Source organism: Tranquillimonas rosea, assembly GCF_900111315.1.
Lineage (GTDB): Bacteria > Pseudomonadota > Alphaproteobacteria > Rhodobacterales > Rhodobacteraceae > Tranquillimonas > Tranquillimonas rosea.
In genome coordinates this window covers 46963-60620 of record NZ_FOGU01000014.1, presented here as the reverse complement: position 1 = coordinate 60620, position 13658 = coordinate 46963, and the positions used below count along the sequence as shown (strand labels likewise).

Annotated in this window: 11 protein-coding genes; 8 read left to right on the top strand and 3 right to left on the bottom strand. The window is 69.6% G+C overall.

Annotated elements, in window-relative coordinates; all coding sequences use genetic code 11:
- Positions 1-3 precede the first annotated feature (3 nt).
- Both BMZ25_RS18185 and BMZ25_RS18180 read left to right on the top strand, forming a co-directional pair.
- On the top strand, positions 4-1389 hold the full coding sequence (locus tag BMZ25_RS18185; RefSeq protein ID WP_092696078.1) for a TolC family outer membrane protein: 1386 nt from the start codon (positions 4-6) through the stop codon (positions 1387-1389).
- A 160-nt stretch (positions 1390-1549) separates the two neighbouring features.
- Positions 1550-2590 carry a hypothetical protein gene (locus BMZ25_RS18180; RefSeq protein WP_092696077.1) on the top strand — a complete coding sequence of 347 codons (1041 nt, stop codon included), beginning with the start codon at positions 1550-1552 and terminating at the stop codon, positions 2588-2590.
- A 118-nt stretch (positions 2591-2708) separates the two neighbouring features.
- Here BMZ25_RS18180 and BMZ25_RS18175 read toward each other — a convergent pair whose 3' ends face one another.
- Positions 2709-4163 carry a cobyric acid synthase gene (locus tag BMZ25_RS18175; protein ID WP_092696076.1) on the bottom strand — a complete coding sequence of 485 codons (1455 nt, stop codon included), beginning with the start codon at positions 4161-4163 and terminating at the stop codon, positions 2709-2711.
- A gap of 74 nt (positions 4164-4237) precedes the next feature.
- Between BMZ25_RS18175 and BMZ25_RS18170 the strand changes: the two genes are divergently transcribed.
- The 4 genes from BMZ25_RS18170 to BMZ25_RS20970 all read left to right on the top strand — a co-directional run bounded on the left by BMZ25_RS18170 (position 4238) and on the right by BMZ25_RS20970 (position 9320).
- Entirely contained in the window at positions 4238-4804 is a 567-nt protein-coding gene (locus BMZ25_RS18170) for a cobalamin biosynthesis protein CobQ (RefSeq protein ID WP_092696075.1), read from the top strand.
- A 58-nt stretch (positions 4805-4862) separates the two neighbouring features.
- A complete protein-coding gene (locus BMZ25_RS18165) occupies positions 4863-8003 on the top strand; it encodes a valine--tRNA ligase (RefSeq protein WP_092696074.1) in 3141 nt (1046 codons plus the stop codon).
- A complete protein-coding gene (locus BMZ25_RS18160; protein ID WP_092696073.1) occupies positions 8000-9115 on the top strand; it encodes a pyridoxal phosphate-dependent aminotransferase in 1116 nt (371 codons plus the stop codon). Before BMZ25_RS18165 ends, BMZ25_RS18160 begins: the two co-directional genes overlap by 4 nt.
- Positions 9116-9176: 61 nt before the next feature.
- Positions 9177-9320, top strand: a complete 144-nt coding sequence (locus BMZ25_RS20970; protein WP_177190523.1) for a hypothetical protein — start codon at positions 9177-9179, stop codon at positions 9318-9320.
- On the opposite strand, the gene BMZ25_RS18155 is transcribed toward BMZ25_RS20970, so the two are convergent.
- Positions 9317-10513: a pyridoxal-phosphate-dependent aminotransferase family protein gene (locus BMZ25_RS18155; RefSeq protein WP_092696072.1), complete on the bottom strand. Its 1197-nt coding sequence runs from the start codon at positions 10511-10513 to the stop codon at positions 9317-9319. The two genes, BMZ25_RS20970 and BMZ25_RS18155, sit on opposite strands and share 4 nt — an antisense overlap.
- Before the next feature lie 112 nt (positions 10514-10625).
- Here BMZ25_RS18155 and BMZ25_RS18150 point away from each other — a divergent pair, with 112 nt between their 5' ends.
- Positions 10626-11309, top strand: coding sequence for a phosphatase domain-containing protein (locus BMZ25_RS18150; protein WP_092696071.1), 684 nt, complete (start codon positions 10626-10628; stop codon positions 11307-11309).
- A 5-nt stretch (positions 11310-11314) separates the two neighbouring features.
- Positions 11315-13075: an ABC transporter ATP-binding protein gene (locus tag BMZ25_RS18145; protein ID WP_235859934.1), complete on the top strand. Its 1761-nt coding sequence runs from the start codon at positions 11315-11317 to the stop codon at positions 13073-13075.
- Here BMZ25_RS18145 and BMZ25_RS18140 read toward each other — a convergent pair.
- A complete protein-coding gene (locus BMZ25_RS18140; protein WP_092696070.1) occupies positions 13057-13608 on the bottom strand; it encodes a glycosyltransferase in 552 nt (183 codons plus the stop codon). The two genes, BMZ25_RS18145 and BMZ25_RS18140, sit on opposite strands and share 19 nt — an antisense overlap.
- Positions 13609-13658 lie beyond the last annotated feature (50 nt).

The window sequence follows — 13658 nt, the reverse complement described above, 5'->3', positions numbered from 1 at the left end:
AAGATGATCTCACACAGGGCAGGGCGTCTATCGCGCCGGATCGCCGCGGCGGTCGTGCTGGGCCTCTCGGCCGGGCCGGTCGCGGCCGAAAGCCTGACCGACGCGCTGATCGGGGCGTACCGCAACTCCGGCCTGCTGACGCAGAACCGCGCGCTTTTGCGCGCCGCGGACGAGGATGTCGCGCAGTCGCTGGCGCAGCTGCGCCCGATCATCACCTACGCGGCCACGGCGGATTACGCGCCGAGCGGCAGCAACAGCCGGCTCGACGGCGGCAAGCTCAGCGGCACCGCCGGCCTGTCGGCCGACATCCTGCTGTACGATTCCGGCTCGTCGCGCCTGGCCATCGAGGCCGCCAAGGCCACGGTCCTGGCCACGCGCCAGGAATTGATCGCGGTCGAGCAGAACGTTCTGTTCAGCGCCGTCGACGCCTACCTGTCGGTGCAGAGCGCCCAGGCCTTCGTTGACCTGCGCGAGAACAACGTCGAGCTGATCCGCGAGCAGCTGCGCGCCGCCCGCGACCGGTTCGAGGTGGGCGAGGTGACGCGGACCGACGTGGCCACCGCCGAGGCGGCGCTCGCCAACGCGCAGGCCAACCTCGCGGCCGCCCGCGGCGATCTCGAGGTCGCACGCGAAGCCTACCGCGCCGCCGTCGGCCGCTATCCCGGACCGCTGGAATCGGTGCCGAACGCCCCGGCCACCGCCAGCAGCGAGGAAGCCGCCGCCAACGTGGCCGTCCGCAGCCACCCCGAGATCCTGGCCGCACAGCAACAGGTCCGGGTGGCCGAGCTGAACATCATGGCGGCCGAGGCCTCTTTCGGCCCCGAGCTGAGCGCGGGCGCGCAGACCGGCGTGGACCAGGATTTCAACGCCGACAGCTCGGTCGGCGTCACCCTCCAGGGGCCGATCTATCGCGGCGGACAGCTGACCTCGCAGCTGCGTCAGGCGCAGGCCCGGCGCGACGCCACCCGCGGCGAACTCTACACCACGCAGCTGAACATCCGGCAATCGGTCGGGCAGGCGTGGTCGCAGCTTCAGGTCGCCCAGGCCAGCCTCAGCTCGATCGACGAACAGATCCGCGCGGCCCGCGTGGCGTTCGAGGGCATCCAGGAAGAGGCGTCGCTGGGCGCGCGCACCACGCTCGACGTGCTCGACGCCGAGCAGGACCTGCTCGACGCCCGCGCCAACCGCATCGACGCGGTGACGCAGCGCTATGCGGCGGTCTACGGGCTGCTGCGGTCCATGGGGATGCTGACCGCCGATCACCTCGGCCTCGACATCCCGACCTACGATCCGTCGGCCTATTACAACGCGGTGCGCGACGCGCCGGTGCGCGAGGTCTCGCCCCAGGGCGAACGGCTCGACCGCATCATCGAGCGCCTCAAGCCCTGAACGGATCGCACGACACGGCGATCGGGCCCCGGACCGCAGCGACGGTCCGGGGCCTTTCTTTTGGGCGGCATGACCGGCGTGCCGCGCCCGCCTGCACCAGATGTTGTGCCAACGCTCCTGCCGCAGTAGACTGGTTTCAACAAACCAAGAGGCCGAGCCGGTGTCAGATCCCGTTCAAGACCACGAAATCGAGGATGTCCTCTCGTCGATCCGCCGGCTCGTCTCGGCGGAGCCCGTCCGTCCAGAGGCCCGCGCGGCGGACCGGCTGATCCTGACCTCGGAGCAGCGTATCGCGCCGCCCGCCAGTCCGGCGCGCGATCCGGGCGACCCGGATTATTCCGAGGCCGCCGACAGCTTTCCCGCACGCCCCGACGAGACCCCCGCGCCCCGGCAGGCCGCGCGACCCCTGACACTGGAACAGCGCATCGCCGAGCTCGAGATCGCGATCAACGCGCAGGCGCAGGACTTCGAGCCCGACGGCTCGGAGGACACGCTGCAGCACCGCCCGTCGCGGATGCCGGGCCTGAGCCTCGCGCCGCAAACCTCTGATCCCGAAGAGACCGCCGACATCGCGGCGGCGCTCTCGGGCGACGAGCTGCGCTTCACCTCGCGGCGCGGCGCGGTGGCCGCGTCCCGTGACGCCGCGTCGGAGGAGCCCGCGCCGGAGCCAGAAGCGCAGGGTCAGAACGACGACCTCGCCACGGCGCTCTCGGAGCTTATCGCGGACACCGATCCGCTCGAGCGCCCCGCGCCGCTGACGCTGGGCGCCGCCGAGGCGGTGACAGCGGAGGACGACGATGCGCGGGCGGTCGAGGAGGCGGAGGATGATGGCGACGAGAGTAGCGGCCTGGATGCGGCCGTCGCGGCTGAGATCGAGGCCGCCGTCACCGAGTCCGCGACGGACCGCACGGCGGATGCGCTGAGGCTGTCGGACGCGGCGGACTCGCCCCCGATCGGTGCGGAAACCGAAGCGCAGCCCGACAACCTGCTGACCTTCCACGGCCCGCCCCGCGCCCCCGGGCGCGAGGAGGCGGCGTCGGGCGAGGGCGAGCTGATGGACGAGGCCGCCCTGCGCGAGTTGGTGGCCGAGATCGTGCGCGAGGAGCTGCAGGGCGCCCTGGGCGAGAAGATCACCCGCAACGTGCGAAAGCTGGTGCGGCGCGAGATCATGCGCGCGATCGCGATCCGCGACTTCGAATAGGGTTGCGCCGCGCTGGCGCGCGTCGCCGCGGGCGGGGGCTGCGCCCCCGCGCCGGAGGGGGCTCTGCCCCCGTCGCCATGGGGCGACCCCCCCAGGTTATTTTCGGACAGAGGAAGCGTCAGACCGGTTCGGCGAGGGCGAGGAGCGCGTCGATGTCGATATGGGTTTCGAGATGGGCGGCGAGGGCGTCGAGCGTGGACTCGACCCCGGCCTCGTAGGCGGTGTCGCCGGGAGGGGCGCCGAGCGCCGTCAGCCAGTGGGCGCGGAAGGCGTCGGAGGCGAAGAGGCCGTGGAGATAGCAGCCCCGCACGCGTCCGTCCGCCGAGGCGGCGCCGTGGGGGGCGCCGTCGAGGGTGAGCCAGGGGCGAGCGGTGTCGGGGCCGGTCGTGTCGCCGATGTGGATCTCGTAGCCCGCGAGCGGCGCGCCGCTGTCGCGGCAGGTGGCGGTGCCGAGAGCCAGGCGTTTCATCGGGCGCATCACCGTCTCGACGTCGAGATGGCCGAGGCCGTCGACGCTTTGCGGCGGGCCTTCCAGGCCGTCGGGGTCGGCGATGCGACGGCCGAGCATCTGGTAGCCGCCGCAGATGCCGAGCGCGCGGCCGCCGCGACGGAGATGGGCGGTGAGGTCGATATCCCAGCCCTGGGCGCGGAATGCGGCGAGGTCGGCGATGGTGGACTTGGTGCCGGGAAGCAGCACGAGGTCGGCGTCTCCGGGCAGGGCGCGGCCGGGCGGCACCATGTCGACCGTCACCTCGGGTTCGGCGGAGAGCGGGTCCAGATCGTCGAAATTGGCGATGCGGGGCAGGAGCGGCACTGCCACCTTCACCGCGCCGCGATGGGGGCCGGAGGAGATGTCGAGCGCGTCCTCGGCCGGCAGGCGCCAGGCGTCGGCGAACCAGGGCACGAGGCCGAGGTCGCGCCAGCCGGTGCGCGCCGCGATCGCCGCCATCCCGTCGGCGAAAAGGTTCGGGTCGCCGCGGAACTTGTTGACGGCGAAGCCCCGGATCCGGGCGCGGTCGGCCTCGGACAGGACCGCGTGGGTGCCCACGCATTGCGCGATCACGCCGCCGCGGTCGATGTCGCCGACCAGCACGACCGGCACGCCGGCGGCCTCGGCGAAGCCCATGTTGGCGATGTCGCCCGCTCTCAGGTTGATCTCGGCCGGCGAACCGGCCCCTTCGACCAGCACGACATCGGCCCCGGCGGAGAGGCGGGAGAAGCTGTCGAGCACCCGTGGCAGCAATTCGCCCTTGCGGCGCCCATAGGCGCCGGCACGCAGGGTGCCCTGGCGGTGGCCCTGCACGATCACCTGCGCGCCGGTGTCACTTTCGGGTTTCAGGAGCACCGGGTTCATGTCCACCGATGCCGCACGCCCCGCTGCGCGGGCCTGCAGCGCCTGGGCGCGGCCGATCTCGCCGCCGTCGGCGGTGACGGCGGCGTTGTTCGACATGTTCTGCGGCTTGAATGGCGCCACCGAGACCCCGCGCCGCACCAGCGCCCGTGCGAGGCCTGCGACCAGCATCGACTTGCCCACGTTCGAGCCCGCGCCCTGGATCATGATCGCTCTGGCCATCGTCCCGCCTCCTGCTACGCTCCCGCCTTAGCGAGCCGCGGCCGCCAAGGAAAGCCGCCGACGCGGAGACGCCGATGAACACGCCCGCCCATCTCATCTTCGGCGCCGCCGCCTTTGGCCGGCCGGGCGATCGGCGCGTGACGCTGGCCGCGCTCGCCGGCGGGCTGGCGCCGGATGTGTCGCTGTATCTGATGGCCGGAACGGCGCTGATCCTGGGCCATGCACCGGCGCAGGTGTTCGGGACGTTCTACCATTCCGACGCCTGGCAGCAGGTCTTTGCCGTCGACAACAGCTTCGTCCTGTGGGGCCTTGCCGCGGCCGTGGCAGTGGGCGCGCGGTCGGGCTGGGCGGTGGCGTTCACCGGCGCGGCGCTGTTGCACCTGGCGTTCGACTTTCCGCTGCATGCCGACGATGCGCGGATGCATTTCTGGCCGCTGAGCGACTGGGTCTTCCGCTCGCCCGTCAGCTACTGGGACGGTGCGCGGGGCGGCGGATGGGTCGGCCCGGTCGAGCAGGCGGCGACGCTGGGCCTCACGATCCTCTTGCTGGTGCGTTTCCGCAGCCTCGCCTGGCGCGCCGTCTTTGCGGGGATCGCGGTGCTGGAACTGGCGCCGCTGATCCTGTGGGGACTGATCTTCTGACCTTTTCCCCGCGCCCCGGTTTGGCTAGACCGGCGGCTGAGCGAACAGGACGACGGGCATGCCGATGGAAAAGACCTTCAACGCCGCCGAGTCCGAGGCCCGCATCGCCGCGGCCTGGGATGAGGCCAACGCCTTTGCCGCGGGAGCCAACGCAAAGGAGGGCGCCGAGCCGTTCTCGGTGATGATCCCGCCGCCGAACGTCACCGGCAGCCTGCACATGGGCCACGCCTTCAACAACACGCTGCAGGACATCCTGGTGCGCTGGCACCGGATGCGGGGCTTCGACACGCTGTGGCAGCCAGGCACCGACCATGCCGGCATCGCGACGCAGATGGTCGTCGAGCGCGAGCTGGCCCGCACGCAGCAGCCCTCGCGCCGTGAGATGGGCCGCGCCGCCTTCCTCGAGAAGGTGTGGGAGTGGAAGTCGACCTCGGGCGGGAACATCCGCCGGCAGCTCAAGCGGCTGGGCGCGTCCTGCGACTGGTCGCGCGAGGCCTTCACCATGTCGGGCGCCCCCGGCGCGCCCGAGGGCGAGGACGGCAATTTCCACGACGCCGTCATCAAGGTCTTCGTCGAGATGTACCGCAAGGGCCTGATCTACCGCGGCAAGCGGCTGGTGAACTGGGACCCGCATTTCGAGACGGCGATCAGCGATCTCGAGGTCGAGAACATCGACGCCACCGGCCACATGTGGCACTTCCGCTATCCGCTGGCGGATGGCGAGACGTATACCTATGTCGAGAAGGACGCGGACGGAAACACCGTGCTCGAGGAAGAGCGCGACTACATCTCGATCGCCACGACGCGGCCCGAGACGATGCTGGGCGACGGCGCCGTCGCGGTGCATCCCTCGGATGAGAGATACGCGCCCATCGTCGGAAAGTACTGCGAGATCCCCGTCGGCCCGAAAGAGAGCCGGCGCCTGATCCCGATCATCACCGACGAGTATCCCGATCCCGATTTCGGTTCGGGCGCGGTGAAGATCACCGGCGCGCACGACTTCAACGACCATGCCGTCGCCGAGCGGGGCGGCATTCCGAAATACCGGCTGATGGATACCGGCGGCGCGATGCGGGCCGATGGCGCGCCCTATGACGAGGCGGCCGCCCGCGCGCAGGAGATCGCCCGCGGCGCCGAGGCGAGCGCCGCCGAGATCGACGCGCTCAACCTCGTGCCCGAGGCGTATCGCGGTCTCGACCGGTTCGAGGCGCGCGCGCGTGTGGTGGCCGACATCACCGCCGAGGGGCTGGCCGTCATGGTTCCGGCCTGGGATCCGCGGCTGGGCAAGGCGGCGCAGCGCAAGGCGTCGCCGGAAGAGGGCGGCATCCCGCCCGAAGAGCAGCTCGTCCCGCTGGTCGAGGAAAAGCTGATCACCCAGCCCTTCGGCGACCGCTCGAAGGTGGTGATCGAGCCGATGCTCACCGACCAGTGGTTCGTCGACACGACCAAGATCGTCGGCCCCGCGCTGGACGAGGTGCGCAAGGGGATGGCGCGGCCCGAAGGCTCGACCGAGGGCACGCGCATCCTGCCCGAACGCGATGCCAAGGTGTATTTCCACTGGCTCGAGAATATCGAGCCGTGGTGCATCTCGCGTCAGTTGTGGTGGGGCCACCAGATCCCGGTCTGGTACGGGCCGGCGCTGTCCTCGGACGATCCCGACGGCGGGCATATCCTCTACGATGCCGAATGGGTGCCGTTCTGCGCCCCCAGCTGGGACGACGCTTTCGAGCAGATGAAGGCCTATTACCGCCACGACGAGATCAAGTGGGTCGAGGACGAGGCCGAGGCGATGCAGCTGATCGAGGGCATCACCACGCGGCTGCGGACCGAGGGCGCGATCCGCGACACCCACGCGCCGGTGGCGATCCCGGTCTATCGCGACCCCGACGTTCTGGACACCTGGTTCTCGTCCGGGCTCTGGCCCATCGGCACGCTCGGCTGGCCCGACGACACCGAGGAACTGCGCCGCTACTTCCCGACCAGCGTCCTGGTCACCGGGTTCGACATCATCTTCTTCTGGGTCGCCCGGATGATGATGATGCAGCTGGCGGTCGTCGACGAGAAGCCGTTCCACACCGTCTATGTCCACGCTCTTGTCCGCGACGAGAAGGGCAAGAAGATGTCCAAGTCGCTGGGCAACGTGCTGGACCCGATCGAGCAGATCGACGAGTACGGCGCCGATGCCGTGCGCTTCACGCTGACGGCGATGGCGGCGATGGGCCGCGACCTGAAGCTGTCGACCAGCCGGATCGCGGGGTATCGGAACTTCGGCACGAAGCTGTGGAACGCCTTCCGGTTCGCCGAGATGAACGATGCATTTGTGCAGACGGATGGTGCACGCGCTGTGCACGTTCCGTGTACGCCCGGTGCCACCGTGAACAAGTGGATCATGGGCGAGACCGCGAAGGTCCGCGAAGAGGTCGACGCGGCGCTGAACGCATACCGGTTCAACGACGCGGCGAACGCGCTCTACGGTTTCGTCTGGGGCAAGGTCTGCGACTGGTATCTCGAACTGTCGAAGCCGCTTCTGAACAGCGACGACCCCGAGGTCGTTCAGGAAACCCGGACGACGCTCGCCTGGGTTCTGGACCAGTGCCTGATCCTGCTGCACCCGATCATGCCCTTCATCACCGAAGAGCTCTGGGGCGTTGCCGGCGACCGCGGCCTGCTGTGCCATGCCGACTGGCCCACCTACCAGGTCTCTGATCTCGTTGACGAAAATGCCGATGCCGAGATGTCGTGGGTGATTTCACTGATCGAGGCCGTCCGCTCGGTCCGCGGCGAGATGAACGTCCCCAATGGCCTCGAGGTCGAGCTGCTTCAGCTCGAGCTCGACGAGGCCGGCCGCACGGCGCTCGACCGGAACGCGTCGCTGATCAAGCGCCTCGCCCGGATCGAGACCATCACCGAGGCCGACACGGCACCCAAGGGCGCCGCGGCGATCCCGGTGAAGGGGGGCACGTTCGCCTTGCCGCTGGTCGGCATCATCGACGTCGGCGCCGAGAAGGCGCGGCTCGAGAAGTCGCTCCAGAAGCTCACCAAGGAGATCGGCGGCCTCAAGGGACGTCTCGACAACCCGAAATTCCTCGAAAGCGCCCCCGACGACGTGGTCGAGGAGACACGGGAACTGGCAGATGCGAAGGCGGCCGAAGAGGCCAAGCTGCGCGCCGCCCTGGATCGTCTCGCCGAGGTCGCATGACCGATCCGCGCCTCACCCGCCTCGCCGCGTCGCTGCCCGCCACCGTTCCTTTCGTCGGCCCCGAAACGATGGAGCGGGAGGCGGGCGAGGCGTTCCGCGCCCGCCTCGGCGCCAACGAATCCGTCTTCGGCCCGTCGCCGAAGGCGGTGGCCGCGATGGAAAAGGCGGCGGCGGAGTCCTGGAAATACGGCGACAGCTTGAGCCACGACCTGCGCCACGCCATCGCCGCGTATCACGATGTCGACCCTGCGCATGTGCTGGTGGGCGAGGGGATCGACGGCATCCTCGGCAACCTCGTCCGACTGACCGTGGCCGAGGGAGGCGCCGTTGTGACCTCGGCCGGCGCCTATCCGACCTTCAACTACCATGTCACCGGCTTTGGCGGGACCTTGCACAAGGTGCCGTTCCGGGGGGATCATGAGGATCCGGACGCGCTGGTCGACAAGGCCGTCGAAACCGGGGCGAAGCTGGTCTACATCTCGAACCCCGACAATCCGATGGGAAGTTGGCACGACGGCGCGACGGTCGCGGCGATGCTGGACCGTCTTCCCGACACATGCCTGCTGGTGCTGGACGAGGCCTATGCCGATTTCGCACCTGAAGAGGCGATTCCCGACATCGCTCCGACCGATACCCGCGTGATCCGGACCCGCACCTTTTCCAAGGCCTATGGCCTTGCCGGCGCGCGGGTGGGATATGCGATCGGCCCGGTAGACCTGATCGCGGCCTTTGACCGTGTGCGCAATCACTTCGGCATGACCCGCGTCAGCCAGGACGGCGCCGTCGCTGCGTTGGCCGACCGCGACTGGCTTGAAAAGGTGTGCCGCGACGTCGAGCGCTCAAAGGCGCGCATGAGCGAGATCGCGGCCGGGAACGGGCTGCGGGCGCTGCCGTCGGCCACCAACTTCGTCGCCATCGACTGCGGCCGCGACGGGGGCTTCGCCCGCGAGGTCATGCTTGCGCTGATCGCGCGCGGCGTGTTCGTGCGCATGCCCGGCGTCAGCCCGCTGGACAGGTGCATACGCATCACCTGCGGGACGGATGGCGATATGGACGTGCTGGCAGAGACGCTGCCGCTGGCGCTCGAGGATGCCGCCCGAAACGTGAGGTGACACCGGCCTCCCGGGTGCTACCATCGCGCGTATGAGTGACCGGTCACAACCTCCGGGACGTGTGCCCGATTTCACCGGGGCGTTCCTGGTGTCCTTCGGCGTGCTGCTGTTCGTCCTGCTCTTCGCGATCTGGGCGGTTTGGGGATTGCTCGCCGCCCTCGGCGTCGGTTGGGCGGGGGAGCGGCTGATCGGCCGCTCGCGCTAGCGGCCTGCGCAGACCTCGGCCGCGGCCTCCAGCGCGCCTCTCCCGTGCGGAATCTCGAGCGCCTTGAGGCCGGCATCTATGGCCCCCAGCGCGCCGAGGATCATGTGCGCGTTCACGTGGCCCATGTGGCCCAGCCGGAAGAACCCGTGCCAATCGGGAGAGGCGGGGTCGGCCATGCCCAGCCCGATCCCCAGCGTCAGCCCCGTCTCGGACGACAGCCAGTCCCGCAGCCGCGTGCCGTGCGGCGCGCCGATCCTGAGCGCCGTCACCGCATGGCTGCGCATCGCCGGGTCTGCCACGTTCATCTCTAGGGGGCCGTCCGCGCCCCAGCGCTCGAACGCGGCCCAGACCGCGCGGGCGATCTGGGCGTGCCGGTCCCAGACATGCTCCAGCCCTTCCTCCGCGATCATGTCGAGCGCCGCACGCAGGCCGTAGACATGGTGCGTCGCGGCGGTGCCGCCGAAGAACTGATAGAAGTGCTCGGGCCAGGCGCGGGGGCGCCAGTCCCAGTAGCGCGTCACCAGATCGGCCGTCTCCCGCGCGGCATCGGCGCGTTCGTTGAAGAAGACGAAGCTCAGCCCCGGCGGCGTCATCAGGCCCTTCTGGCAGGCGGTGACCATGACGTCGGCGCCCCATGCGTCCATCTCGAACCGGTCGCAGGCAAGGCACGCGATGCAATCGACCATCAGCAGCGCGGGATGATCCGCCCCATCAAGAGCATCGCGCAGTGGTTTGATTTCGTTACGGATACTGGTCGACGTATCCGTCTGAACGGTCAGCACGGCCTTGATTTCGTGCTTAGTGTCGGCGGCCAGCCGGTCGGCCACGCGGGCGGCGTCAACCGGCGCGCGCTTGCCGAAGGAGATCACCTCGACATCGAGATGCATGGCCTGCGCGATCTCGGCCCAGCCGTGGCCGAACCGCCCGGTCGCGAGGATCAGCACCTTGTCCCCGCGAGAGGCGACGTTCGACAGCGCGGCCTCCCACGCGCCGTGGCCGTTGGCGATGTAGATCGCGCACTGGCCATCGGTCCGGGCGATGGATTTCAGATCGGCGCAGATGCCCGGCATCATGTCCGGCAGCTCGCCCGCATAGATGTTGGGCGCCGGCCGCTGCATCGCCTGAAGCACCCGGTCCGGAATGACCGAAGGTCCGGGAATTGCGAGATAATGGCGACCCTGAGCAAGAGACATCCGGTACGGCTCCGAAACTGTGTGGCGGCCATTGGTATGTCCGCCCCGGTGGGCGGTCAATCGCCGCGCGCTGCGCTTGTGGCAGGCGTGTGAGCAGGGTATGGCCCCGCCCATGAGCACGCCCTTGCGCCAGCGCTGGAAGGATTACCGTCACCGCTTCACGCGGCAGCTTGCCGGCGACATCAGCCAGCCCGAGGCGCGACGCCGGGCGCAGCGGCATTTCGACATTGCCGATCACGCCCTGCTGCGCCGCGTCTGGACGAACCTGTTCCGCCTCGCGCCGGGCGTGTACCGGTCGAACCAGCCCGATCCGCGGCGCATCGCACGCCACGCGGCACAGGGTCTGCGGTCGATCATCACGCTGCGGGGCGAGACGCGCTATTCCTACCTGCTGTTCGAGCAAGAGGCCTGCGCGGCGCACGGCATCACGCTGCACATCCTCAAGACCCACGCCAGCAAGCCCGACACGCCCGAGACCTACCTGGAGCTCCTGTCGCTGTTCGATACCGTCGAGCGGCCGTTCCTGATCCACTGCAAGTCCGGCGCGGACCGTACCGGCGTGGCGTCGGCGCTGTACCTCATCGATCAGGAGGGCGTGGCGCCCGAGGTGGCCAAGCGGCAGCTTGCGCTGCGCTATGCCCACCGCAAGGGCAGCAAGGCGGGCGTGCTGGGCCTGTTCCTGGATACCTACGCCGCCGCGCGGGCACGCTCGGGCATCGGGCTGCGCGACTGGCTGGCGACCGAGTACGACCCCGAGGCGGTGCGGGCCCGGTTCAAGGCGGAGCGCGGAAGGTGACAGGGATGTTCCGGCAAATCCTCGGCGAGGACGTGCGCGTCATGGTGGCGTGGCTGTGGCGCGACTACCTGCGTTTCCATCGCGTGACGCTGTTCCTGGCGCTGATCCTGATGGCGATCGAAGGCTCGATGCTGGGCCTGCTCAGCTGGATGGTCAAACCGATGTTCGACGAGGTGCTCGTCTCGGGCCAGCGCGGCGACGTCTTCTGGGTCGCCGCTGCCGTCGCGGGGGTCTTTGCCGTCCGCGCGGTGTCGAGCTTCGGTCACCGCATCCTGATGGCCACGGCAGGTCAGAAGATCTCCGCGCGGCTTCAGTCGAACCTCGCGAAGCATCTTCTGACGCTGGACTGGACGTTCTTCCAGGATCACTCGCCCGGCACGCTGATCGAGCGTGTGCGTGGCGACAGCCAGGTGGTCTCGCAGGTCTGGAACTCGGTCTTCGGGGCGTTCGGGCGGGACCTGATCTCGCTCCTGTCGCTGATGGCGGTGGCGGTTTCCGTCGATTGGGTCTGGGCCCTGATCGCGGTGGCCGGGGCGCCGCTTCTGATGGGGCCGATCACGCTGTTGCAGCGCGCCGTGCGCCACACCAGCCGCCGGGCCCGCGAGACTGCCGCACGGCTGTCGAACCGGCTCGACGAGATGTTCCACGGGGTCAACACGATCAAGCTGAACGGCACCGAGGCACGCGATGCCGAGCGGTTCTCGGGTGAGATCGACAATTTCGTCTCGGCCCAGTTGCGTAGCGTGGCGGGGCAGGCGGGCATCCCCGCGCTGACCGACATCGTCGCGGCAATCGGGTTCTTCGGCGTGCTCAGCTATGGCGGCCTGCAGATCATCGACGGGGAAAAGACCGTCGGCCAGTTCATGTCCTTCTTCACCGCGATGGCGCTGGTGTTCGAGCCGTTGCGGCGGCTCGGCAACGTCACCGGCGTCTGGAACGCGGCGCTGGCGAGCTTCGAGCGGCTTTATGCCCTGTTCGGCCTGCGACCCACGATCCTGACCCCCGGCGACCCGGTCGCCGGGCCCGCGGACGCCACCGCGGCGGACGTGGTGATGGAGGATGTGCATTTCGCCTATGGCGACACCCCCGTCCTCAGCGGTCTGACCCTGACGGCGAAGGCGGGCGAGACGACGGCCCTGGTCGGGCCGTCCGGCGCGGGGAAATCCACCATATTCAATGTCCTGACGCGTCTAGTTGAACCGCAGAGCGGGCAGGTCTCGATCGGTGGAACGCCCATCGACCAGATGGACCTGACCGAGCTGAGGGGGCTGTTTTCGGTGGTCAGCCAGGACGCCCAGATGTTCGACGAAACGCTGCGGGACAACATCGTGATGGGTCGCGGCACGGTGCCGGACGCCGAGCTGGAGCCGGTTCTGACCGCGGCGCATGTCGACGACTTCCTGCCCAAGCTGTCCCACGGGCTCGACACGCTGGCGGGGCCGCGCGGCTCGTCGCTGTCGGGCGGGCAGCGGCAGCGGGTGGCCATCGCGCGGGCGCTGCTGCGCGACACGCCGATCCTGCTGCTGGACGAGGCGACGTCCGCGCTCGACGCGCAATCCGAGGCCATCATCCAGGCGGCGCTGCAATCGCTGAGCCGGGGGCGCACCACGCTGGTGATCGCGCACCGGCTTGCCACGGTACGCGACGCCGACCGGATCGTGGTGATGGACAAGGGGCGCGTCGTCGATGAGGGCAGCCACGACGAGCTGCTGGCGCGCGGCGGCCTTTACGCCGACCTCTACCGCCTTCAGTTCGACGAGGGCTGAGCGTCCAGCCGCAGCGGCACCGGCAGCACCTCCATCCTGTGGCGCAACTGGCGCCTGAGGGCGGCCCAAGCCTGCTGTGCGCCGCCCGCGTCGTCCAGCTGATTCCGCCGCACCAGAAGCCCGTGACGCGGGTCAGGGCGCCCCAGGGCGGCGCGCAGGTTCAGGGCGGCGGCCAGGGCGCCGCCGGCCAGGCGGAACCGCGCGGCCCGGTCCGGGTGGGTCGCCATGTGCGCGCCCACGGCATCGGGCCAGCGCGGATCGGGCCGGGCGTCCGAGCGCAGCAGGAGGATCCACTCCGCCTTTGCGGCGGCGGCCCCGGCGGCGAATTGCTGCGGCAGGTGCGGTGCGCAGTCGTGCCATTCCGCCCCCAGCGCGTCTGCCACGCGCGGGGTCGCGTCGGTCGAGCCGCCGTCGCAGACGATCAGCTCGCGCACCAGCCCGGCCGACAGCCCCGGCAACAGCGCGTCCGCGGTTGCGGGCAAGTGCTCGGCGGCGTTCAACGTCGGAAGGACAATCGAGATCTGGGCAGTCATTTCGTTCCTTTCGTTCGACGCCTATATATCGGCGCAAACGACAAGGGGCG